The organism is Flammeovirga sp. SubArs3, assembly GCF_947387565.1.
In the GTDB taxonomy this organism is placed as follows: domain Bacteria; phylum Bacteroidota; class Bacteroidia; order Cytophagales; family Flammeovirgaceae; genus Flammeovirga; species Flammeovirga agarivorans.
Window position 1 is genome coordinate 117915 of sequence record NZ_CANDOA010000011.1, and the last position, 26956, is coordinate 144870.

Consider the following 26956-nt stretch of genomic DNA (forward strand, 5'->3'; position numbering starts at 1 on the left):
CTATCGATCATTGTCGATAGCCATTTTTTTTACTGAAACGTCAATTTCTACTTATTTTTTATGAGGTCATATTTTAATTTATAGAGGGACATATATTCAGTGTGTAGGGTACTATATATCTAATTCAATAAGATTAGAACTATCATGTTCAATAAATTAAATTAATTGAGTTACATTTGAAGAAATAAATGAAATATTACTTTGGTTTTGAAAGAACCACTTTTTAAATGACTACCATTTCTTTGTTCATGAAGAAGCTATTTATAACATTCAGTTTTATATTCTTATATATCCTAACGATTAATTGTGAAGCCAATAAATTATTAAACTTCAGGCCTCTTACACCAGAAAAAGGGCTGTCACATATTAACGTTACTAGTTTATTGCAAGATCGTCATGGTTACATTTGGTTGGGTACTAATAATGGACTCAATCGATTTGACGGGTTCACTGTAAAAAATTTTAATTCTAATGTCGGGAATAGTAAAGGGTTGAGTAGTAATCGAATTTCAACAATTTATGAGACTACATCAGGAGAAATATGGGTAGGCACAAGAGATGCAGGGTTAAATAAATATATCACAAGGAATGATGAATTTGAGCATTTCTTAGGAAAAGGACATAACGTAACTACCATCCTAGAAGATGGAAAACATCAGTTATGGTTTGGTGAACTCAGAAAAGGCTTGGGCATGTTAGACACAGAAAGTGAAACAGCAAATTATTACCAACCTTTAGATAACAAGATTATAATATCCAATATTTATGAGTTAAATGACCATGAGCTTCTTATTGGTACAAGAGGAAATGGTATATATATATTTAATATTGAACAGAAGAAATATTCTAGGTTAAAGAGTACACTCGATTTAACAACAGAAACTATTCGAGGTTTTCAAACGAATGGCAGTGCAATTCTCGTTGCTTGTTTTGATAAAGTATTGTCTCTTCAAATTCGATCCAATCACTTAGCTGAGATTGAACAACTCCCATTACCTAATAGTATTAATGCGATATCATCGATCTTATTTAAGAATGACTTTCTATGGATAGGAACAAAAAAAGGGGTTTATAAAGTTGATGTACAGCAACCAGAGCAACATATACATTTCCAAAGTGATAAACAGGTAGTCAACAGTTTGATTAATGATAATGTCAATACAATTCTAATTGATAGATCAAATGTATTGTGGGTAGGAACCACTTCAGGTAGTTGTTATGCAAACCTTCAATCTATTGGGTTATCAACAGTACATTTAAATGAACTCCACAAAGAAAATGTCAATGTGGTTTACGAAGATAGTCGTGGTCAGATATGGTTTGGACTAAAAAATGGTACACTTTTAAAATACCACAATAACAAGGTGGTCACTTACAAAAATGATCCTAAGTCTGGTTATCGTTTAAATACATACGGAGGAATCGAGTCGTTATTTGAAGATCCCTATGGAAACCTTTGGATTGGTAGTTGGGGAGGTGGACTAACTATGATTTCGTTGGAAAAAGAACAACTAGGTAAGGTCAACTTCAAGAAAATAGATGGTAAGTTTCTCACTTCTAATACCATCACTTCTATTGCTTATTTTGATGATGCACTATATGTAGGGACATTTAGAAAAGGGTTGGTGAAGCTCGAAATTTCCCCTAAAGGAGATATTTTAAGTACGAAAAATTACAATAAGCGAAAAGGAAAAGAATTTCGCTTGATCAGTAATACAGTAAATTATCTATATGTAGATCCTTTTGAAAAATGTTTGTGGATATCAACTCCAGATGGTCTTGAGAAAGTAAAACGTAAAGGAAAGAAAGTGGTTTATAAACAGTATAATATCACCAACATCAACGGACAGATGACTCCATCATTCTGTTGGGAAATTTTGCGTACTTCGAGAGAAGAGCTATGGGTAGGAACTATAGAAAATGGTTTATCTAGGCTAACATTTGATCCTAAAACCTTAGAGTTACTAGCCGTAAAAACCTTTACTAAAGAGGATGGATTAGCTTCTAACTCGATTCAATCATTAGTATATGATGCTATCAATACAAATCTATGGATTGGAGGTAATGGGTTGACTTTATTAGATACTAAAACAGAAACAACTCAGGTTTTTAATACAAAAGATGGAATTGAAGGAGGGTACTTTAGAGTAAACTGTGCAAAGCTTCTGTCTGATGGCCGAATGGTATTTGCTTCGGATCAAGCACTAAATTTTATTCTTCCCGGTAAAATCGAAGCAAATAAATTTACTCCTGAGACCATTATCAACAAGTTCTATATTTATGGAAGAGAGGTGCACCAAGGAGATATCATTAGGGGGCAATTAATTTTTTCTGAACCCATCGAAGAAACCAAAGAAATTACTTTAGAGCATTTTCAAAACAATATTGAAATTGGTTACAATGCGATGCATTATGGTAGTGCAGAAAAGAATACTTATCAGTATAAATTGGATGGTTTTGATAAAGAGTGGATAACAACTTCAAGGAAAAGAGTGGTCTATTCTAATCTGCCATTTGGAGAATATACTTTTAAAGTGAAGGCTGCGAATAGTGATGGAATTTGGGAAGAAAAAGCACAAGAATTACATATCATGATACTAACGCCTTGGTGGAGAACTGATCTTGCGTACTGTATCTACTTAGTCCTTATTGGTCTGATCATATATAAAGTCAATAGGATGATTATCAATAGACATAAGTTAGAGCAAACCTTAGAGCTAGAACGTTTCAAGATGGAAAAAAATGAGGAACTTACATTAATGAAAATCCGATTCTTCGTCAATATTTCTCATGAATTAAGAACACCATTAACGTTAATCTCAAGTCCGCTAGAAACATTATTAAAAGACAGTAACCTAACTCTTCATATGAAAGAGTATCTGGATATTATGAAACGCAATTCAGACCGTCTTTTAGTATTGTTCGATCAGTTATTAGATTTTAGGAAAATAGAAACGGGTAATCATAAGGTTCAGTTTAAAGAAAGAGATATTGTCAATTTTACCAGATTGGTATCGTCCTCATTCAATACCTTGGCAAAAGATAATCAGATAAACTATGCTTTTCATTCACATTTGGATTTTCAGGAAGCTTGGATTGATGAAGACATCATTGAAAAATCAATTTATAACTTGGTTTCCAATGCATTTAAAAATACAGATGAAGGGGGGAATATTTTAGTGGAGTTAGCAAAAACACCAGATGATAAATTTTTCACTATCGTTGTTTCTGATACAGGCAATGGTATATCAGAGGAAGAGCAAAAACATATTTTTGAAGAGTTTTATCAAACACAGAATAAGACAGATAGAGGTACAGGTTTAGGGTTGTCTTTAGTAAAAAGGCTGATTGAAGCCCATTATGGTAAGATTACTTTCGAAAGTAAAGAGGGAGAAGGCACGAAGTTTATCATTACTTTACCTTTATCAAATGACTTCATGAAAGAGGAAGAAAAGGTGATAGAGGAAGTCTCTGTGGAAGATGAAAAAATTGAATCAACTACCATTGTTTCAGAAGACCTTCCAAAGGTATTGATTGTAGAAGACAATATGGATATTGCTCTTTATCTAAAAAAAGAACTTCAATCGGAATTTAATATCATTTTAGCACAAAACGGTAAAGAGGGGTATGAGTTTGTAGTAAAAAATCAACCGGATATTGTTATTTCTGATATCATGATGGCTGAAATGAACGGTCTGGAATTATGTAAGGAAATTAAGAAAAACCCTCATTTAAATCATATTCCAGTGATACTTCTTACGGCAAAAAATACTGACGAAGATAAATTGGAAGGCATAGAAAGCGGTGCCGATGCCTATATCGTAAAACCTTTCAAAACGGAGTTCTTACTAGCTAAAGTGATGAACTTGATTGAAGAAAGAAGAGCAACAAAACAATTCTACGCAGCTAAAAAAGAAGTGCAACAATTACAAGAAGATCCTGAAAAGGATAAATTCTTAAAAAAGGCACAACAAACGGTCGAAGATAATTTACTTACAGAAGAGTTTGATTCGAAAATGTTTGCCAAAAAAATGGGTTTAACGTATGCTACTTTATATAATAGATTAAAGAAATATGAAAACGAATCTGCTACAGGTTATATTCGAAAAATTAGACTACATTGCGCCGCAGAATTGATCGCAAACTCGGACCACTCGATCAAAGAAATACAATTTTTAGTGGGCTTTAATGATGCGAAATACTTTAGAACCAACTTTAAAAAGATCTTTGAAATTACTCCTTCAGAATACCTGAAAAAATTTAGAAAAGTAGATGTAAAAGAATCTCTGTAAGCTAGAAAGGCCGTTTTTAGAGATTTCACCCTCTGGAATTTAATATACGACCCTCTTCTTTAATTGTATTTATAACACCTTTGAGATATACAAATCGAAGATGTTATGAATTATACATTACTGACTTATTTTTTATTGAATTTACTTACCATAAACACCTTACTAGCTCAATTCACACTCAATGGAGAAGGGACATCATTGAACCCTTATGAAATTGCAAATTATGATGATTTGAAGATGGTCTCTGACAATCCAAGTAAATGGGGTGATGATATATACTTTAAGGTAGTGTCTAATATCGAAGCAGATGACTCAGAGTTTGAGACCAATGGATTTCAACCAATAGGATCTGAGTCAAACCCTTTTAAAGGGTATTTTGATGGTGGATCAGCTGATGGATATTCCATCTCAAATTTACATATTGATAGAGGAAATAGTGATCATGTAGGTCTTTTTGGTTATATCAGTGTTACCACATCTGAAGTGAATAACATCAATCTAACTGATTTTGAGATCTTAGGAAAAGATCATGTGGGTTCTATTGTTGGATATATAAAAAACTCAAGTCAGGTTTCATCAATTAGTATTTCCAATGGGAGTGTTGAAGGACAAAATAATGTTGGAGGTTTAGTTGGAAAAAATGAAGAATCTACATTAAGTAACATCAATATTAACTCAGTAACAGTTAGACACTCTGTTGTTAATGGTATATCAAACCTTGGTGGTGTTATTGGTTACAATCAGAATTCAGGAGCAAATAGAGTACTTACAAATATCAATATTTCTAATCTAACGGTATCTTCAAGCTACTCCAATATTGGAGGAGTAATAGGGTTAGCCGAATCACAAACCAATTTATCAAACATAGATATCGATGATGTGACGATAACAGCAAGATCTTATGCAGGGGGGATAGTTGGTTATAATAGCAGTACAAAAATCAGTAATAGCATAGTATCGAACCTTGATATAAAGATCACAAATAAATATGTTGGAGGTTTAGTTGGTAGAAACGATGGTGGTGAAATAAAACTATCGATGGTACATGGTAAAATTTCTGGTAAAAGAAGAATTGGAGGTATAACCGGTGATAGCAATACAAGTAGCAAAATCAAAAATGTAAATGCCATTATTACTGATCTTGTTGTTTTGGATGATGGAGATTATGTCGGAGGCGTAGTTGGTGGAAATTATAATTCAGAGGTAGATCGAGCTTATGCAGTTGTAGTCAGCTTTTCAGTAGAGTTGGGTGGAAGTCTTGTCAGTTCTCCAACTATTGGTGGTATTGTTGGTGAAATAGGAAACAGTAGTACTATTACCAAGACTTATTTTGATGATGACACCTTTGATGCAGGGGTTGATCTAAGCGATAAAGATGAGGCTGAAGTAACACCACTAACTACTGCCGATTTTAATGACCAAGATAATTTTTCTGGTTTTGATTTTACAAATAATTGGGAGATTGGAACCCTCACAAAATACAATAGTGCAGATCGTCCTTATATGAGAAGTGTAAGTAGAATCAGCGATGATTTACCAGTGGAATTATTGTATTTTAACGCTAAAGCAAATAGTGATAATGTAGTATTACAATGGGCCACTGCTACGGAAATTAATAATGATTATTTCCAGATAGAAAGGTCATCAGATAAAATCAATTGGACAGTTATAGACCAACTTGAAGGTGGAGGAAATTCTAATACTACTTTACAATATGAGTACATAGATAGGTTGAATGGTTTCACAGCAGTTCATATTTACTATAGACTGAAGCAAGTCGATTTTGATGGAACGACACACTATTATTCTACTTTTTTAAAGTATCAATCCTCATTAGATCAATCCTTAGAAGTATACCCAACAGTAACTGATGGAGATATAAAAATTATTAGTCATAAAAATTATCCCATTCAATTATTCAACATGCAGGGGCAAGACTTTTCTGATAAAATAATTGTGACGGATCAAGATATTTTCAGAACGGTTTCTCTAAATACAGTCACTTCAGGGTGGTATCTTATAAAATGTGGTGATGAAGCAAAAAGGGTGTTTAAGAGATAGTTGAGGCTGTTTTTTAAAGATATATCACCCCTTCATTTTAATATATGACACCTTAAGTAAAGGTAACACTCTCTAATTTTGAAGTAATACAAGAACAGCAACTAATTTTGATTTGAAATGAAAAAACATCTACTTTTTTACCTGTTATTTTTTTGCATTTATTCTATATCATCTGCTCAAATAATGCCAACGGAGGGAGATGGTACAGTAGATCATCCTTATCTAGTTTCATCTTTAGATCATTTAAGATGGATTTCTGAAGGTGGAGATGGAAGTAGTCTTGGTGACGGCTCAAGGTGGCAGTTATATTATAAACAGACCGCCGATATTGATGCTGCAGATTCTAAGAATTGGAATACAGGTGAAGGCTTTAGACCAATGGGTAATACCAACAAAAAATTTAAAGGTAATTATGATGGGAGTGGCTTTACTATCTCAAATTTATATATCAATAGAATTGTAGATTATGTAGGTCTTTTCGGTTACATAGACAAGAATGGTGTAGTTAAGAATCTTCAGGTGACTGATATGGATATTACAGGTGACCGTTATGTAGGTGGTTTAGCAGGCTATTTAAATGATGCTAGTACATTATCCAATATTTTATTAACAGGAAACGTTACAGCAAGAAGGTTTTTTGGAGGAGTTGTTGGTGAAGGAAATGTGAGTTCTGTGATTGAAAATACAATTACTTTTGTAACACTTACAGGTACAGGCGAAGCATCTAATAATGACAATAGAGCAGCGGGTGGTATTGCAGGAAGATATTATGATAAATCGGTAATAAGAAACTCATATGCTGTCAATAACTTTGATGTTAGCCTTAACAAAGGAGGATTAGTGGCTTTATCACAAACTTCTATTGTTATCGAAAACTCATATTGGGATACAGAAATTTCAGGTATCGATATTGCTGATTCTGAAAATAAATTTCCTGATATCGAAGGTTTAACCACAGCAGAGTTTGGTGATTCCAATAACTTTAATCTTTGGGATTTTGATGCTATGTGGGCAATCGCCAAATTAACAGCATATGATAACCAATTCAGACCTTATTTACAGCGTCTAAGTGCAAGAACAGTTAGTTTATCAGTAAATGATGATTCATTTGGTAGTGTTGAAGGAGATGGTGTTTACCATGTAGGAAATAATGCTACCATAACTGCAACACCTGCAAATGAATATAACTTTATACATTGGTTAAATGGCGAAACGATCGTTTCTACAGATGCTGAGTATTCATTTGAAATCACAGACGATGTAGATTATCAGGCTGTTTTTGAGCTTAAGAAATATACAATAACGGTTACTCAAGGAACTAATGGAACGATCACTCCATCAACTACTGTTGTTGATTCTGGTAGTTCTCAGATCTTTACAATAGCAGCTTCCGAAGGTTACGAGATTAGTGAGGTTTTGGTGGATGGAGAATCTCAAGGCGTAATCACCGAATATACATTTGCCGATGTAATGAGTGACCATACGATAACAGCAAGCTTTACAGAGGTTGATGTCCCAACCTACACATTAACAGTAGTTCAGGTTTCCAATGGAACGATTACTCCTTCAACTACAGTAGTGGATGAAGGAAGCGATCAGACCTTTATAATCGAAGCTTCCGAAGGATACGAGATTAGTGAAGTATTGGTGGACGGAGAATCTCAAGGCGTTATCGATGAATATACATTTGCCGATGTAATGAGTGAACATACGATAACAGCAAGCTTTACTGAAGTTGTTGTCCCAACATATACATTAACAGTAGTTCAGGTTTCCAATGGAACGATTACTCCTTCAACTACCGTAGTAGATGAAGGAAGTGATCAGACCTTTATAATTGAAGCATCTGAAGGATACGAGATTAGTGAAGTATTGGTGGATGGAGAATCTCAAGGTGTTATCAATGAGTACACATTTACTGATGTGATGAGTGACCATACGATAACAGCAAGCTTTACAGAGGTTATTGTCCCAACCTACACATTAACAGTAGTTCAGGTTTCCAACGGTACGATTACTCCTTCAACTACAGTAGTGGATGAAGGAAGTGATCAGACCTTTATAATCGAAGCTTCCGAAGGATACGAGATAAGTGAAGTATTGGTAGATGGAGAATCTCAAGGTGTGATTGATGAATTTACATTTACTAATGTGATGAGTGATCATACGATTACAGCAAACTTTAAAGAAGAGGCAGTACTTTTTACTATTCAGGTAATAGAGAACGAAGGTGGAAGCATAACACCAGGTACAACTGAAGTTTCTAAAGGGGAATCAATTACTTATAGCATTGAAGAAAATGAAGGGTATATGCTAGTTGATGTTCAAGTAGACGGTGAATCAAAAGGAAGTGTGACTACTTATACTTTTGAGAATGTTGAAAGCAACCATAGTATAGAGGCGATCTATAATAAGGTACACTATATTACTGTTGTTGAACCAACTAATGGTGAAATTACTCCATCTTCAATGTATGTAGTCGAAGGGCAAAACCAAACCTTTGTATTTACTCCAAATGAAGGCTATATAGTATCTGAAGTACTTGTAAATGGTGCGGATATGGGAAGTCTGGAAAGTTACACTTTCAAAGAGGTAAGTGCTTCAAATTCATTGGAAGTAATTTTCATCGAAGAAGAGCTTCCAACCTCGTTAGATCCATCATTATTAGCCAAGGTAAAAGTGGGACCTAACCCAACATCAGACAAAATTACGTTAGCAGGTGTTCCAATAAATACAAAAGTGGTCATCTATAATTTAATAGGAAACATAGTTTATTCTAACACTACTCAGTTTTCAAAAGAAACCATAGATATGAGTTTGTTAAACTCTGGGATATATGTGATCCACATTGAAAATATTGGTAATTTTAAGATCATTAAGGAATAAACTAAATAACGAAACTTTTTAATACATATGCTTCTATTTTTTATCACAAAGAGTAGAAAATAGAAGCATACTTTTAAATAAAAACTAGGGAATTGTTTGCCCTAGCTACTAACAAAGAAATTAAAATGATTAAGCATTTAATACTTATCATATGTATTCTCTTCTTTTTTCAAACTGGATTTTCACAAGAAAAACCATTGGAAGGAGATGGTTCAATAAGTAATCCATATCAAATTGAAAATGTGTCTCACCTGTTATGGCTTTCCAAAGCAGAAGGGGATACAGATGATGTACTCAATAGACTTGAACATCATTACATTTTAATGGCAGATATTGATTTAACCAATGTGGACTTTGTGCCTATTGGTTCAACAGAAACGCCTTTCAAAGGAACTTTTGATGGAAGAGGATATACAATTTCAAGTTTAAGTATTGACCAGTCGTCATCTAGGTACTTGGGTTTGTTTGGTGTTATTTTATCGGGAACAGTGCATCATTTGCAACTGAATAATGTTAATGTTTCAGGAGAAAGGTTTATTGGGACTTTGGCAGGGAAAATTGACGAAAGCACCATCATTCATCATATCATTGCGAAGGGTACTGTACATGGTGAAAGAGGTATTGGAGGTATTATTGGTGAGATCAATAACAAGTCTGAAGTATCATATATACAATCATTTGTAGCAACATCAGTAATTGATGGAGAGAAAAATGTGGGTGGTATTGCAGGAGTTATATACAATAAATCATCAATTTCACAGTCTTATGTAGCAGCAGTTGTTACAGGATCATCAAGTGTAGGACCATTAGTAGGCGCTGGCCACTTTGCCAGTAGTGAAGACAAATTGGTGTCAATCAAAGAAAGTTACTGGGACAAGGATATTACAGGACTAAACTCTAATGAAGGTATTGCAGATTCCTATGGTTTAACAGTGGAAGAATTTAAATCAGAAGATAGCTTTTTGGATCTTGATTTTGAAAACATTTGGAAGATGGATACCAATAGTGATTTTTCGGAAACAAGTAGACCTTATCTTTCATGGATTGGCGGTGTATTCGTTCAAGTGAAAAATGAAAATGAAGATTGGGGAGCAGTCCAAGGAGAAGGATATTATTCGATTGGAGAGCAGATTTCATTAAAGGCAGTTCCCAATCAAAATGTAGAATTTGTACAATGGGAACTCAACAATGAGGTATATTCTGATCAACCAGAGATAAATGTGACTGTGGAAGAACATATGGTATTTGAAGCATCATTTGAACCTGCCGAATATCTAATTACCGAAATAAGTTCTCCAAGAGGTAAGGTAATCGGAGACGATACATTAAAGGTTACCTCATTTGAAACCGTACAATTACCCATCTTTCCAAAGACAGCCTACGAAATTGAGGAAGTATTTCTAAATGGAAATTCAATCGGAACAGTACCATATATCACATTATCGGGAGTTTCTGAAGATATAGTTATTGAAGTGAAATATAAAAGTATTGACTATCAATTACCTGAGGGCGAGGGGACAGCAGAAAGCCCATATGTTATTCGAACATTAGAAGAACTAAGATGGTTTTCAGAAGGAGATACAACCACAGGTATTGGACAAGGTACTCGTTGGAGAAGCCATGTGATATTGGATGCTAATATTTATGCAGAAGAAACTCAGCATTGGAATGCAGGGTTAGGTTTTTTCCCAATTGGTACTGAATCCAAACCATTTAGAGGCCATTTTAATGGACAACATTATGAGATTCATGATCTAGTATCACAAAGAGAACAAGAAAGATATATTGGATTGTTCGGTTATAGTAAAGACAGTGCATCAATAAGGAATTTACAGCTCTTAAATGTAGACTTCAAAGGGGATAGATATGTAGGTGCACTCCTTGGTAAAGCTGACAGTACAAATATTGAAAATATCGTCGTTTCAGGTAAAGTAGAAGCGGAAAGATTAATAGGTGGAGCAGTTGGTGAATTGAATAAAGGAAGCCACTTATCTCAATCGGCCTCTTTCGTTGATGTAAGTGTGATTGAAGGCGGGAAAAACCTTGGGGGTTTAGTAGGTACAATCTACAATAGATCATCAGTAAATGAAGTTTATGCTGTTGGAAGTGTTGAAAATGCATCAAATTCAGGTGGATTAATTGGTAATGGACACAAAGAAGATGTTGTGAGTGTTACCAATGCGTATTGGGACCGTGAAACTACTGGACTTACGTCTTCACATTTACAAGAGGATACATTTGGTTTGTCGACTTCAGCATTTAGTGATTTGGATAACTTTGTAGGTTGGGCATCATCAGAAGTCAATTGGTCTATTTTAATAAACACAAAATATGATCAAGTGGAGAGACCTTATCCCTTTGAGTTACAAAAACATTGGATTAATGTGACTGCCAATAGAAGAGATTGGGGTGTACTGACCGGTAATGGCAGATATCTTGAAGGAGAAAAAGTAAAGATTAAAGCGTTAACACTTGCAGGTCATTATTTTATTGAATGGCAAAAAAATGGTGAATTTCTATCAACAGATTCATCAGTAGAAATTGTAGTTGCTAATCATAATGATGAATACAAAGCTATCCTTGGAGCAGATGAATATATTATTGAAGTAAGTCAATCCGATAACGGTACAATTACTCCAGGTACATTAACTGTTTTCCACAATGATGATTTTACATTTCAGATCGTTCCAGATGATGGTTATGAAGTAGATTACCTACTTGTGGATCAGGATACCATTTTAGCTACTACAGAATATACTTTTAAAGCGGTAACGCAATCCTATAGTTTTTCAGCTAGGTTTAAAGAGTATGAACCTACTATTTTTATCATTCCAGCTATTGCAGGAGAAAACGGGAGCATTACTCCACTTTTAGGAGAAGTGAGTGAAGGTGAGGATATTACTTTTGATATTATTCCTGACCCGGGTTACGAAATTGATCTGGTTTTTGTAGGAGATGACAACAGTATTGATACATTAGAAACAGATAAAACTGCATATGCTCATACCTTTGAGAATGTATGGAACAACTATTCCATTTCGGCTACATTTAAAAAGAGTACCATTTCTTCTTTAGACCCTACGGATGAATGGATCAATGTTTATCCAAATCCATTTACGTCTGAAGTGAATATCCTTGTTACAAAACCACAGTCTATTCAGATTATTAATTTAACGGGACAGGTAGTATACCAACAAGATCTGACAGAGAATAAAACAGTACTATCCTTAACCTCATTACCTAGAGGAATTTATATTATTAAGTCTTCGGAAAGCAAACCGGTTAAAATTCAGAAAAAATAATGAAAGCACTACTTATAGGCATTTTTTTAATGATGTCATGGGGTACATACGCCCAAAAGAAACCAAATTTTCTGATCATCGTGGCAGATGATTTAGGATATGGAGATCTCTCCTGTTATGGAGCGAAAGATATAAAAACACCTAACATTGATCAACTAGCCAGTGAAGGAGCTTTATTTACCAATTTCCATACGACTTCTTCCGTTTGTTCTCCATCTAGAGCATCGATGTATACAGGTAAATATCCAGACTTAGTAGGAGTACCTGGAGTGGTTAGAGTAAATCAATCTAATAGTTTTGGATTTTTTGCTCCAAAAGCCAAAACCATAATGAATGTCTTTAAAGAACAATCTGATTATACTACGGCATTAATTGGGAAATGGCATTTAGGCCACGCATCACCAAACCTACCCAATGAAAGAGGGTTTGACTTCTTCCAAGGGTGGCTAGTAGGTATGACGGACTATTATAAACATGTCCGATACAATGAAAATTGGATGAGAAAAAATGATCAAAAGATTGAACCAGAAGGACATTGTACAGATCTATTTACAGATTGGACTTTAGAATATTTAGATCAAAATGATCAACCTTTTTGTTTATTCTTAACCTATACTGCACCACATTCTCCTTTACAACCACCGGCTGAATACTATGAAAAAGTTATAGCCAGAGAGAAAGGTATCTCAGAAAAGCGAGCAAAATATGCTGGGTTAGTAGAACATATGGACGATCAAATTGCAAGGGTAGTTCAGAAACTTAGAGAGAATGGACAATTGGATAACACAGTGATCATGTTCTTATCAGATAATGGGGGAGCAGAAAACCATGGTGCAGACAACGGAGTATTTAAAGGACAGAAAGGCGATCTGTATGAAGGGGGTACAAGGGTTCCTTTTATCGTTAGATGGGGTAAAAACATAAAACCTCAAAAGACCGATATGTATATGTCAGTAACTGATATTTTTCCTACAATGGCGTCGATCATTGGTGCTGAAGTAGTTGAAGATTTATCAGGGATCGATCAGAAAAATTATTTGTTAAACGGAGCAGTAGCCAAAGAAGACCGAGTGGATATTGGTGTTCGTAGAGGAAATCGTAGTGATTGTGTTGATGGAACTATCTTCTACAGTGTACAAAAAAACGGTTGGAAATATATGCAGAATTCAGCTTGCCAACCTTATGTCTTCTATAACATGAGTAAAGATAAAGAAGAGATGCATCCAATTCCGGCTTCAGACCTACCGAAAAAGAAAAAGAATTTTGATAAGATACTAAGAAAACACATTGTCAATTCAGGAGGTGTATCCTGGCAAAACCTACTTACAGATTAGTTTACAATAATAGTTTTACTCAAAGCATACCTTGATTGGATTTTATCCTTTCAAGGTTTTTTTGTTAAAAATGAATCATTGGAATAATAGAATGATGTGCTATTGGATAACTATAATCATTCTCGATCTACATGTTGTTATTTTTGATTCAGGAAAGAGACAGAGTAATCACTTAATTACAAAGTATCTAATTCTACATCGATTTGAGTTAAAATTATTTCATTACTTCACTTCAATAGTTGTATTCTGGGTACATATCAATAATATACCCTAGTGATATCAAAAATAAAGGTTTTCAAAGATATATCCCCTTCTCATTTTAATATATCCCCCCTCTGAGGTGGGAATTTTCACTGTAAATTTGAAGTGTCTTCAATGGGGAGGTAAAGAAATGATACCCATTATTGATCAAAGAACTGAAATGAAATTTTTTGCAAGTATTAATAGAAAGGTATATGAGCAATTCAATCAAAAGGCTTTTATTTTTTAGTATTCTTGTCGTTGGATTCTACGGCAAGACATCAGCACAAGTCAACAAATATATTTTAAATAAAGGATGGGAGTTCAAACAATCAGATAAACAAGATTGGAGAGCAGCTACTGTTCCCGGGTGTGTACATACAGATTTATTGAACCACCAATTGATCAAGGATCCCTACTTTGGTGAAAACGAAAAGAAAGTACAATGGATCGATAAGAAAGATTGGGAGTATAAGACAACTTTCACAGTAAATTCTATCGAAGACCAAAAGCAGCAACTAGTGTTTGAAGGGTTAGATACTTATGCTGATGTTTATTTAAATGATAAGAAGATATTGACAGCAGACAATATGTTCAGATCTTGGACAGTAGACGTAACTGGAAAACTTAAAAAGGGAGCAAACGAACTAAAAGTTTATTTCCACAGTCCAATCAAAACCGCTGAACCACTTTGGGATGCTGTAGGATATCCACTTTATGCTATCAATGATGATGCAAAGACTGGAAACACAGGAGAAAGAAAATTGTCTGTGATGACAAGAAAGGCAGGTTACCACTATGGATGGGATTGGGGCCCTCGTTTGGTAACTTCTGGTATCTACCGTCCAATTTACCTAAAAACATGGAATGCGGTATCAGTAGATAATATCCGTTATCAGCAAAAGAATATTTCTGAAAAAAATGTAGATATCCTTACTACGGTTCAACTTAATGTATTAGAAAATACTAATGTTACTATTGATGTGTTAGATGCTCAATCAGGTAAAAAGTATGCTTCTAAAGTAGTGAAAGTTAAGAAAGGAGATGTTGCTCAAGAGTTAGCTTTCAATATCAAAAAGCCAAAGTTATGGTGGACAAATGGTTTGGGTGATCAGCATTTATACCCTATGAAAGTTGTGATCAAACAAGGGGATGAAATTTTAGATGAGAACGTTCAAAACATTGGTATTCGTACTGTAAACCTAATCACTGAAAAAGACCATATTGGTGAAAGTTTCAAAATCAGATTAAACGGCCATGATGTATTTATGAAAGGAACAAATTACATTCCTGGAGATATGTTCTTAGACCGAGTTTCTGATGAAAAAATGGAAGAAACGATCAAAGCATGTGCAGAAGCAAACATGAACATGATTCGTGTTTGGGGTGGAGGAACCTACGAAAAAGACTTATTCTATGATCTATGTGATAAGTACGGCTTATTGGTATGGCAAGACTTCATGTTCGCTTGTAGTTTATATCCAGGTGATGAGAAGTTTGTGGAAAACGTAAAGGCAGAGGTAAAAGATAACGTTATCCGCTTAAGAAATCACCCTTCGTTAGCGATGTGGTGTGGTAATAATGAAATTGAATGGGCTTGGTTCGGTTGGGGTATCCAAAAGCAAATGAACTGGTCTGAAGCAGATTCAACAAAAATCATCAATGATTACTTTAGATTGTTTACCAAAGAAATTCCAGATGTCTTACATCAATTTGACGACAAAGATTACTGGGCTTCTTCACCTTACTTTAGAAAGTATGGAGATCATTTAGAGACAAAAGGTGACCGTCACCTTTGGGATGTATGGAAAGGACCAAAATCATGGGACTACTATAAATCGCATGTACCAAGATTTATGAGTGAGTACGGGTACCAATCTTATCCAGAAGTAGAAGTGATGGCAAAATATGTTGCAAAAGACGAGCTAAATCTTTGGTCGAAAGGGATGAGAAATCATCAGAAAGCGAAGTTTGGTAATAAGAGAATTATGAAAAACGTAACCAAAGAATTTGATGTCAACGGAAAGAACTTTGAAAAAGTAGTTTATGCATCTCAACTGTATCAAGCATATGATCTAAAGTTTGCGATTGAAACACACCGAAGAAAAATGCCTCACTGTATGGGTTCTCTATACTGGCAGGTAAATGACTGTTGGCCAGTAGCTTCATGGGCAAGTATCGATTATCTAGGTAACTGGAAGGCATCACATTATAGAATTCAAGAAGCTTATCAACCGGTGATTAGTTCAGTATCTTTTGATGATGAAACTTTCAATGTATACGTAGTTTCAGATCTTCTAAAAGAGATGAAAGCAACTTTGAAAGTGGAAGTAATGGATCTGAGTGGTCAGGTAATAAAAACATCAACAGAAAATATAAAAGTGGCTCCAAACACATCTGATATTTATGCAAAAATTGCAGCTTCAGATATCAAGGTAGAGCAAAATAACTTAGTGGTAGTAACAACGATTATTGCTAAGAATGAAGTAATTGATCAAAACGAATTCTTCTTAGCTAAAAACAAAGACCTTACTTTATCAACCGATTATCAGTTGACAAAAAATGTTACAGCTCAGAAAGATGGTTCTTATATCATTGAGTTAACAACAGACAAAGTACTTAGAGGTGTTAAAATTTCTGCCTCAGTAGAAAGTGGAAAATGGACTGATAATTACTTTGATCTATTACCAGGAAATAAAAAAGTGATTGTGTGGCAACCTGTGGACAAAAATATGGATAAGGTGAACTTTAAAGTACAGACGTTAAACAAGGTACTTAAAGATCAACCTGCTGAAGTATTAAGTCAACTTTAATTTTAAGCATAAGCGATATAGGGCAGCAAGTGACTACTTTTATATTAATGCTGCCCATATCTCTTTAAACTTCAAGAAAATGAAACGATTATTAGCTTTTTATTTAATTCTTTCCTCCTTTGCTGTATTTGGTCAAAGTAGACCAAATGTAGTATTCATTCTTACAGACGACCAAGGTTATGGTGATCTTGGTGTAACGGGGAACCCTCATATCTCTACGCCTAACATTGATAAGTTGGCCAATGAGAATATCACTTTAGATCATTTCTTAGTGAATGCTGTATGTGCTCCAACTAGAGCAAGTTTACTTACAGGTAGGTACAATTTAGCAACTGGCGTAAATTGGGTAACGAGAAGAAAAGAGGTAATGAACGCTGATGAAGTAACATTAGCAGAATTATTTAAAAGTAATAACTACAAAACAGGCCTATTTGGAAAGTGGCACAACGGGTCTACTTATCCACATAATCCTGTAGGACAAGGTTTTGAAACATTTTTTGGATTCTGTGCAGGTCATTGGAACAATTATTTTGATACAGAATTAGAAAATGAAAAGGGTGAGTTTGTCAAGACAGAAGGGTATATCACAGATGTTTTAACAGACCATGCCATCGATTTTATTAAAGAAAACAAAGACGAGAACTTCTTCTGTTTTGTACCATATAATGCACCTCACGCACCATTCCAAGTAGGTGATGAGTACTATGAAAAGTATGAGAAGATGGGACTTGATGAAAGAACTGCTGCAGTCTACGGAATGTGTGAAAATATTGATGATAATGTCGGTAGATTGATTGCGACATTAAAAGAAGAAGGTTTATGGGAAAATACGATCTTTATTTATTCATCAGATAACGGACCTAATGGAGAGCGTTATAATGCACAGATGAAAGGAAAAAAGGCGACAGTTCATGAAGGAGGAGTAAGAGTTCCTATGTTTATTAAAGCACCAAATTATAATGTGACTAAAGTAGAAGAATTAACAGCTCATATTGATATTTTCCCTACTTTAGCTGAACTATGTGATATAGAAGTTCCTGATTCAATCCAACTGCATGGTAAAAGCATTTTGCCATTATTAGATGGAAAAAATAAGCAATGGGAAGACAGAGTTATTTATACTCATAACCAACCTTGGAAATTTGAAGAGACTCCAGCTGCAGCAGTAAGATCGGAACAATATAGATTAGTGATGAGCAAGGAAAACGACACTACATTATACGACATGAATGTCGATCCTTCTCAACTCCATGACCTTAGTGCATCCAAAACTGAAGTAGTCAATAAAATGACATCAGATTATCACCAATGGTTTATGAATATTACGAACGGAGGGAAAGAACCAACCGCTGAGCGTATTCAAATAGGACACAAAGAAGCACCAAAAACGGTATTAACAGCAGTGGATGGGAATACTAAAAATAAGGTGAGATATGAAGGTAAAGGCTGGTCTAACGAATGGGCAAAGAACTTCAAAAATAAAAAAGGTGTCATCCAATGGGATGTGAAAATAGTAGAAGATGGTGAGTATAACTTTGACATGTTATATAGCTGTTCTGAAGAATATATTGGCTTTAACATTATGATTGAAGTGGGTGAAAAAGTCATTACTAAAAAGATGTCAAAACCATTTGAAACACAACAGTTGGTAAGCCCTGATAGAGAAGCAAGAACAGAAGTGCATGAGTTTACTTGGGGAACGATGCAAATGGGTAAATTATTCTTAAAGAAAGGAAAGTATAAAGTGAAGGTAAGAGTCAATAACGAGATTAACCCTTCAAATAATTTTAGACTTAAAGAACTAGTGGTCAATAGCACACAACAATCATAAATGAAAGAAATGAAAACAAAATTATTACTTGTCTTAGGCCTTATAATTGGGAGCTTGTTCTCAATCCAGGCACAAGACCGATCAAAAACACCAAATATCATAATCATTTATATGGATGATATGGGTTATGCAGATTTAGGTTGCTATGAAGGCTCCCTTAATGCTACTCCAGCTATTGATAAAATGGCTTCAGAAGGAACTATTTTTACTAGTTTTTATGCGGGTTCAAACATCTGTTCTCCCTCAAGAGCTGCGCTTCTTACAGGGATGTATCCACCAAGAGCAAGTGTTCCTAGAGTATACTTAGATACACCAAAAGGGATAAATTATGAGCTAACCACACTGGCAGAATTATTAAAGACAAAAGATTATGCAACAGCATTAATCGGGAAATGGCACTTGGGGTACCATGATGAATTTCTTCCATTAAATCATGGATTTGATACCTTCTATGGTTTACCTCACTCTCATGACTTGAAGGTAAATGGTGAACTTCCGTTCTATGAAAATGAGAAAATCATTGAACGTAATCCTGATCCTGCACAATTAACAACAAGATACACGGAAAAAGCTGTAGAATATATCAAAGAAAATAAAGATAAACCATTCTTTTTGTATCTTGCACACAACATGCCTCACACCCCATTAGCAGTATCTTCTAAATTTGAAGGTAAGTCAGAAAATGGACTATATGGTGATGTGATCATGGAAATTGACTGGTCTGTTAATCAGGTACTTGAAGAAGTAAAAAAACAAGGGCTTGAAGAAAATACACTAATAATTGTATCTTCGGATAACGGTCCATCTTTGAAGCAAGGCAATCATGCTGGTAACGCTGGAATTTTTAGAGAAGGTAAAGGAACTACCTTTGAAGGAGGACATAGAGTCCCCGGAATTTTTTATATGCCTGGTACTGTTAAACAGCAGATTGTAACAGATATGACTTCTCAGATTGACATCTTTCCAACAATTGCTGCAATGGTACAAGCGGAACTACCAGAGTATAAAATTGATGGTGTAAATATGTTGTCCACCTTGAAGGAAGGCGAGACTTCACCTAGAAGGGAGTTCTTTTATTTTCAGGGTAAGACGGTAGAAGCGTATAGAAAAGGAAATATTAAGATTCACAAACCTCATAAATACAGAAGTTCATACCCTGAAAATGTGGTGATAAATGGTGAATCAGGTAAATTGAAGGTATTTAAAAAAGAATTGGAAGCATCAGTTTTTAACTTGGATAAAGATCCTTCTGAAAAAGAAAACATTATAAATAAAAAGGAAGAAACTTATCAGAAATATCTGAAGAGAATGAAATCCTTCAATAAGAAATTAAATACTAACAAGTTCGAACCAGAACTCAAAGAGACTAAATAATAAGCAACGATGAAAAAACTTCTCAAAACATTCATTTCGATCTCGTTGTGCATCTTAGCTTTTGGCGTAAAAGCACAGGAGAAAAAGAACGTTATACTTATTCTGATAGATGATATTGGTGCTGAGGCCGTTGGTTGTTATGGTACTGATGACTATAAAACACCGAACATCGATCAACTTGCAGCAACTGGGATTAAATTCGAAAATGCACATGCGACACCAATTTGTACTCCTTCGAGAGTGAAGATTATGTCTGGAAAATACAATTCTCACAATTACGAGAGATTTGGATACCTACCTCAGCATGTTGAAACATTTGCCAATGCAGTAAAGAAAGAAGGCTATACGACGGCGATCGCTGGTAAGTGGCAACTGAGCTACAACAGAGATAAAGAGCAAGCCTTGCAAGATCCATATCATTTCGGATTTGATGAATATTGTCTTTGGAATGTTGTGGAAAAAGGACAAGCAAGATTTAAAAATGCTGTCTTAACGCAAAATGGGAAACAACTTCCCAATAAGGATATCTATGGTCCTGATGTAATCAATGGGTTCGTTAATAGTTTTGTGAAAAAGAATAAGAAAAAACCATTCTTTGTTTACTACACTATGATGTTAACACATGATCCATTCCAACCAGTTCCAGGAATGGCTGAGTACGATACATTAAAAGATCTTTCACTAAACGATCCAAAGTACTTCCAAAGTAATGTAGAATACATGGATAAAATGATTGGTCAGATTGTAAAGAACTTGGAAAAGAACAAGATCAGAGAAAATACGGTCATCATGTTGATTGGAGATAACGGTACGTCTTCAAAAGTAGTGACTAATTGGCAAGGCCAACAAATCAAAGGAGGGAAAGGAAAGTCGTTAACGACAGGGTCTCATGTTCCATTTGTTGCCAATTGCCCAGGGTATATCCAACCTAATGTCAATACCAATCTTGTGGATCTAACAGATTTCTATCCTACATTAATGGACATTACTGGAGCAAAAATGCCAGATACTAAATTAAATGGAATTAGCTTCCATGATCAGTTGATTGGTAAAGAGCCTACAGAAATAAGAGACTTTGTTTTTATCAGTTATTTCGGAAAGAAAACATATCCTGTAAAGCAATACGCTTTCAATACAAAATATAAATACTACTCGACTGGCGAATTCTATAACACAAAGAAAGATCCTGCAGAAAAGAAAAAATTAGATGTGTTGGCTTTGTCCTCAAAAGAGCAGAAACAATACGATTTCTTGAAAGCAAAAGTTGAAGAATTAAAGAAGCCTGGAGACTTTACCAAAAAGAAGAAGAAAAAGAAAGGAAAGGGTAAAGGGAAAGGCCAGAAAAAACAATTGAAATAAGGATCATTGTACACCTCCCCATGTATTCGTTTTGAATTTGGGGAGGTATCAAAACTATCTAATGTAAATGAAATGAAGTTATTTTATCTACTAATTTTTTTAATTCTATCTAACTTCCTACAAGCTCAAGTACGACCTACAACCCTTGGAAAAATTGGAGACAAACCAGTGGTGTTAAGGGATGGTGATCCTATTCTTTTTAAAGGAATACAATATTGGGGATTAGACGATTGGAATACTGGGTATTGGGAGGAAGATATCAAAAATATCAAGAAGCTGGGTTTAAATGGTGTCCGTTTAAACATTGCATGGGATCATATTGAAGCTCAAGAAGGGGTATTCACTTTTGATCAATTGGATGGACTTTTAGATCTTTTAGAAAAAAATGATTTAACTGTTGTACTTCAGTTTAACCAATCAGCACATGAGTGGAAACCAACTTGGTTTGAACAAAAATATTCAAGCAAAGAATTACTAGTAAAGGATGTTGTTGGTAAACATCAATACGGAAGGTTGTCTTTCTCATCTGTTTCTTATAAAAAGCACTATTATAATTATGTTCGTAATACGGTTGCCCATGTCAAAGACCGTTCTTCTATAATTGCGTACTCTGTTTATACTGAACCACACTTTGCAGACAAAGAACAATGGTTGGATTATAATAAATACAATAGACAAGGTTTTAGAACTTGGATAAAAACAAGATATGAGTCTATTGATCAGTTAAATGAAGCTTGGAATACCACTTTTGGGAGTTTTGATAAAGTAGAGCCTTACAAAAAAACTCCAGAAAGTGACTGGACCCAAATGCCAGATAGTGAAAGAAAACATTTTGCCGATTGGAATTTATGGAATTGTGTGGCAAAAGCGGACTTTATCAGTGGATTAATCTCAGACTGTAAAAAGATTGATAAGAACCATTTATTCACCCAGAACATGATGTGGAAATGGTCTGGAAAATATGGTGTAAATGTAGCCTTAGATCCAGAGATCAATTATGATTATGCCGATATCATTGGTATCAATGTTTATCCTTATCCTAAAAATGCTTACAAAGTAGGAGCTTCTGTCAATTTTATTCGTTCAATGTTTCAAAATGAGAAACCCGTTTGGTTAGGTGAATTTAGTATCAAAAGTGGTAACCCAACGGAGGAGAATTTATCAGACATGTTGAGTGGTGCCTTTGAAGTAGGGTGTACTGGTTTTGTCTATTTTACTTATAATGGGCAGGCAGAAAAAGGTGGAGAAGAATATGGTATTGAGCATTACGGAGTATTGGACCGAAATAGAAAAAAGAAAGATGCTTTCTATGAGCTACAAAACTATATGAAGACTGAAGTCGAAGGGAATGAGGATGAAATATTAAATGCTCCATTACCCGAACCGATGTTAAACTTCTTGTGGCCTCAGATGAATAAAATATATACTTACTTACAGGAAGATTTTAACTTAAACCTTTATGTTTCGGCGTTTAACTATGGAAATATAGATAACGACTTACCGGTTAATGTCATTACTGAAAAGCAATTAATTAATGGAGATTATGATAAGTCCCTGCCACTTTTAGTTCCTCCTATGCCGATGACGCACAAAAAAGTAGGAAACACATTAAAAAAACATATCAAGAACGATGGCTCGCATGTTTTTGTAGCGGGTAGATTCAATCAATATACATTTAGTAATCAACAAGAGGTCCAAAACAAAGGTGTAAGAAGATTAGATAGCAATTTAGGTTTGGCTTTCCAGACATTAGTAGAGGGAACAAATAAACATAAATTGACCTTCCAAAAAGACTTTTATTCCATTAGAGCAAAGAGTTCTTATACACCTAAAAATGATCAGATATCACTATCGCCAACAGATGATTTAGAAGTTTTAGCCACTTGGGATAACGGAGGAATTGCTATTGGTATTCAGACACTAGGTCAAGGTGATATTTTTTACATTGGAAGTCATTACTTCAACCTATTAGATGTAGGGAGTAACAAAAGAGCATTTAATGCTAGTATTCTTAAGTCTTATTACGAATACACTAAAGCAAGAGATCAAGTCACATCTATAGATAAATTCAAGAAAAAGAAGAAAAAAAAAAGACTAATCAGACTTTACGATAAGAAATATAAGGTCGAAATAAGCGGAAAATATACTTATCAGGTCATGACCTACGAAGGTAGGATGTTTCAAGCTGAAGATGTTCCTCAACAAGATCCCATCATAGACTTGCATGACCTGCCCTCCGGGGAATTTATTATCAAAGTAAAAGCTTCATCTGATCATCAAACGGATATCATTGTGATTCCATAAAGAAATAAATATTGGACTTCTGATTTTATAATGAAATGAATGACAATAAGAAACTAACGATAAATAAAATACTCACATCCTTTTCAATAAAAATACTCTTATTAAGTGTTTTATTGTTGGGTTTTGTGATACCATCTCTGGCACAAGAGCATGAATCTATAATTACAGGTGTAGTTAAAGATGAGCTAACAGGAGAGACTTTAATAGGAGCCAGTGTATTAGTAAAAGGCAGCAGTATTGGTACGACAACTGATATTGATGGTAAGTTCAAATTAATGACACCTATTTCTTCAAAAACACTAGTAATTAGCTATTTAGGGTATAAAAAGAAAGAGGTGAATATTACCCACAAAACTAATTTACATATTTCATTAAAGGCCGAGAATACGGTAATGGATGAAGTAGTAGTAGTAGGGTATGATACGCAGAAAAAGGAAAGTGTAGTTGGTGCCATTGTACAAACAAATGGCGATGAATTATTAATGAATAGGGGTTCTACTAGTCTAACCAACTCTTTAGTAGGTTTGGTCTCTGGTTTATCTTCCATTCAGACATCGGGGCAGCCGGGAGAGAATGCAGCAGAAATTTTTATTCGTGGTAAAGCCTCTTGGGTGGATAACTCGCCGTTATTCTTGGTAGATGGTATTGAAAGAGATTATGAGGATATTGATCCAAATGAAATCGAAAGTATTTCGGTATTAAAAGATGCATCAGCGACAGCCGTTTTTGGTACAAAAGGAGCCAATGGTGTTATTCTAATTACTACAAAACAAGGTGAAGAAGGGAAACCAAAATTTAGTTTCTCAACGAATTTTTCATTCAAACAACCGATCTCTGATTTTTATATGGCAGATCGAGTAGAAGTGATGGAAATGAAAAACCAGGCATTGAAAAACGATAAGATCTATGATCCGAATGCTTACTATTCTCAGCAAGATATTAATAATTGGGCGCATCAAGTAAATCCAGATTTATACCCTGATGTGGATTGGTATAATGAGTTAGTAAAAGATTATGGCGTTACTTCAAACTATAACTTTAATGTAAGTGGTGGTAGTAAAAGAATAAACTACTTTGTTTCATTAGGTTATTCTAACGATGGAGATATTTTTAAGACAGAGCCTAACCCATATTATGATCCCAGCTTTAGCTATGAGAAATACAACTACAGAACCAATTTCAAAGTGAAACTAACCAATTCTACCAACATCAAAATTGGTCTTGCTGGTAGTATGTCATTTAAAAATCAGGCAGCATACGGTAGCAGTAGTGATGATGATTGGGCAAAGTCAGATTTCTTTAAATTAGTGTATTACAAAGCACCTACTTATGTCTATCCAATCCAATATTCAGATGGTAATTTAGGTGATGATGGTGGTGGATCTAACCCATATCTCTTATTAAATTATAGTGGTGCTCATAAAAACAGAAAAAACACTCAGGCATCAGATATTCAGTTAGAGCAAAAGTTAGATTTTATTACAAAAGGTTTATCACTCACAGGTAAGCTTTCTTACAATACGTCTTTTGATTATAAGCAGACGATTTCAAACAAGAGTGGTAGAAACACAGGATTTAATGTGCCTACATATCTCTATACTCCAACAGATACTTTACGTTTTCCTTCAGACAATTATGTAGTGGGGCCTGTTACGGTAGGAAACGAAACCTTAGGTGCCTATAAAAGAAACTTGTATTATGAGGCAGCACTTCGATATAGCAGAAAGTTTGGAAAACATACCGTATCGGGTTTAGGGCTATTTATGAGAAGTGAGAATATCAGTCGAATTAATTGGCCTGCCTATGAAGAAAGCTGGATCGGTAGAGCTACCTATGATTATGACCAACGTTATTTCATAGAAATGAATGGAGCTTACAATGGTTCTGAAAAATTTGCTCCAGGTTTACGTTTTGGTTTCTTTCCCTCATTTGCAGGGGGATGGATGGTTTCGAATGAGAAATTCTTTAAAAACTCTAGCCTAAGTGATCAAATCAATCTTTTTAAAATTAGAGCTTCATACGGCGAAGTAGGTTATGATAAAGGGGTTAATAGATGGACATACCTAGAGCTATATGAAAGAGGAAGTGATGTTTACTTCGGTACACCACCATCAAAATTCTATACCAATAAAGAAGGAAGAGCGGCGAACCCTAATGCTACTTGGGAGAGAGCTTTAAAAGCTAATATTGGGGTCGAATTGGAGATGTTCTCTCATCTGACATTAATTGTGGATGTATTCAATGAGCATCGCTCAAGCATACTGATGGAACGTAAGACAATTCCACCTTGGTTTGGTTTGGATAACCCTTATGAAAATATTGGTGAGACAAAATCGAGAGGTTTTGAAATGACAATGGGTTGGAATCAAAATATCCGAAAAGATTTCAATATCAATGCAAAAGCAATTACCAGTTTCTCACAAAACAGAGTTGTATTCAGAGATGATCCTGCAAAAACACCCGATTACCTAAAAGATGCGGGTAAACCTATCGGGTCTGATTATACATTAAAAACGGATGGTTTGTATCAAGACTGGGATGATGTTTACAATTCTCCAGGTTCTATTTGGGGACAAGAAAACCGTATTCCGGGAGATCAGAAATATGTCGATTATAATGGGGATGGTATCATTGATGATTTAGATAAAGTGGTAGCAGAATATCAAGATTACCCTATGCTTTCTTATTCACTACAACTGGGGTTCACTTATAAAGGAATCATGTTGACTAGTTTATTTACAGGAGCTTCAGGAGTTCAAAAATCAGTACCAGATGCATTACTTTATGAATTTACAAGTGCAGATTATGAACAAGCCAATCCTCATAATTTAAATGCTTGGACACCAACCAATACGGATACGAATGTACCTATTTTAAGATCAAATAATACAACAAGGTTACACAACCAACAATACAGTGATTATCAATTTCAGAATGCTAATTATTTACGCTTGCAGAGAGTGGAATTGAGCTATATGATCCGTTCTAAACGAATGAAGAAGACCATGGGTATTGGTAGTATCCTAGTGTATGTTGGTGGGAACAACTTATTTACGCTCACTAAAATGGATAAAAGGTTTGACCCTGAGGCAGCTACACTGTCTTCCTATCCATTAATTAGAAGCTACAATACTGGTTTAACGGTTAAATTCTAAATGAT

At 34.9% G+C, this 26956-nt stretch carries 11 protein-coding genes; all 11 read left to right on the top strand.

The features are described 5' to 3' along the window. Positions 1 to 248: 248 nt before the first annotated feature. The 11 genes from QL232_RS23460 (at position 249) to QL232_RS23510 (ending at position 26951) form a co-directional block, all read left to right on the top strand. Positions 249 to 4292, top strand: a complete 4044-nt coding sequence (locus QL232_RS23460) for a two-component regulator propeller domain-containing protein (protein WP_281616002.1) — start codon at positions 249 to 251, stop codon at positions 4290 to 4292. Between the two features lie 105 nt (positions 4293 to 4397). Beyond that, positions 4398 to 6353, top strand: a complete 1956-nt coding sequence (locus QL232_RS23465; protein WP_281616003.1) for a hypothetical protein — start codon at positions 4398 to 4400, stop codon at positions 6351 to 6353. Positions 6354 to 6470: 117 nt separating this feature from the next. Further along, the gene (locus QL232_RS23470; RefSeq protein ID WP_281616004.1) at positions 6471 to 9239 is read left to right on the top strand and encodes a T9SS type A sorting domain-containing protein; all 2769 of its coding nucleotides are present in this window, start codon (positions 6471 to 6473) and stop codon (positions 9237 to 9239) included. Between the two features lie 125 nt (positions 9240 to 9364). Continuing rightward, complete coding sequence (locus QL232_RS23475) at positions 9365 to 12541, top strand: T9SS type A sorting domain-containing protein (RefSeq protein WP_281616005.1); 3177 nt, start codon at positions 9365 to 9367, stop codon at positions 12539 to 12541. Beyond that, positions 12541 to 13875, top strand: coding sequence for a sulfatase-like hydrolase/transferase (locus tag QL232_RS23480; RefSeq protein WP_281616006.1), 1335 nt, complete (start codon positions 12541 to 12543; stop codon positions 13873 to 13875). The genes QL232_RS23475 and QL232_RS23480 overlap by 1 nt, the downstream gene beginning before the upstream one ends. Positions 13876 to 14330: 455 nt before the next feature. Then, the gene (locus QL232_RS23485; RefSeq protein WP_281616007.1) at positions 14331 to 16928 is read left to right on the top strand and encodes a glycoside hydrolase family 2 protein; all 2598 of its coding nucleotides are present in this window, start codon (positions 14331 to 14333) and stop codon (positions 16926 to 16928) included. Between the two features lie 79 nt (positions 16929 to 17007). Then, positions 17008 to 18759 carry an arylsulfatase gene (locus tag QL232_RS23490; protein ID WP_281616008.1) on the top strand — a complete coding sequence of 584 codons (1752 nt, stop codon included), beginning with the start codon at positions 17008 to 17010 and terminating at the stop codon, positions 18757 to 18759. Positions 18760 to 18768: 9 nt separating this feature from the next. Next, on the top strand, positions 18769 to 20133 hold the full coding sequence (locus QL232_RS23495) for a sulfatase (protein ID WP_281616009.1): 1365 nt from the start codon (positions 18769 to 18771) through the stop codon (positions 20131 to 20133). A gap of 9 nt (positions 20134 to 20142) precedes the next feature. Then, positions 20143 to 21492, top strand: coding sequence for a sulfatase-like hydrolase/transferase (locus QL232_RS23500; protein WP_281616010.1), 1350 nt, complete (start codon positions 20143 to 20145; stop codon positions 21490 to 21492). Positions 21493 to 21564: 72 nt separating this feature from the next. Then, positions 21565 to 23796 (top strand): beta-galactosidase, encoded by a 2232-nt coding sequence (locus QL232_RS23505; RefSeq protein WP_281616011.1) that lies wholly within the window; start codon positions 21565 to 21567, stop codon positions 23794 to 23796. Between the two features lie 35 nt (positions 23797 to 23831). Continuing rightward, a complete protein-coding gene (locus QL232_RS23510) occupies positions 23832 to 26951 on the top strand; it encodes a TonB-dependent receptor (RefSeq protein ID WP_281616012.1) in 3120 nt (1039 codons plus the stop codon). Positions 26952 to 26956 lie beyond the last annotated feature (5 nt).

Coding starts and splice junctions, on each gene's coding strand:
- QL232_RS23460 (WP_281616002.1), top strand. CDS start 249: ATGAAGAAGCTATTTATAACATTCAGTTTTATATTCTTATATATCCTA.
- QL232_RS23465 (WP_281616003.1), top strand. CDS start 4,398: ATGAATTATACATTACTGACTTATTTTTTATTGAATTTACTTACCATA.
- QL232_RS23470 (WP_281616004.1), top strand. CDS start 6,471: ATGAAAAAACATCTACTTTTTTACCTGTTATTTTTTTGCATTTATTCT.
- QL232_RS23475 (WP_281616005.1), top strand. CDS start 9,365: ATGATTAAGCATTTAATACTTATCATATGTATTCTCTTCTTTTTTCAA.
- QL232_RS23480 (WP_281616006.1), top strand. CDS start 12,541: ATGAAAGCACTACTTATAGGCATTTTTTTAATGATGTCATGGGGTACA.
- QL232_RS23485 (WP_281616007.1), top strand. CDS start 14,331: ATGAGCAATTCAATCAAAAGGCTTTTATTTTTTAGTATTCTTGTCGTT.
- QL232_RS23490 (WP_281616008.1), top strand. CDS start 17,008: ATGAAACGATTATTAGCTTTTTATTTAATTCTTTCCTCCTTTGCTGTA.
- QL232_RS23495 (WP_281616009.1), top strand. CDS start 18,769: ATGAAAACAAAATTATTACTTGTCTTAGGCCTTATAATTGGGAGCTTG.
- QL232_RS23500 (WP_281616010.1), top strand. CDS start 20,143: ATGAAAAAACTTCTCAAAACATTCATTTCGATCTCGTTGTGCATCTTA.
- QL232_RS23505 (WP_281616011.1), top strand. CDS start 21,565: ATGAAGTTATTTTATCTACTAATTTTTTTAATTCTATCTAACTTCCTA.
- QL232_RS23510 (WP_281616012.1), top strand. CDS start 23,832: ATGAATGACAATAAGAAACTAACGATAAATAAAATACTCACATCCTTT.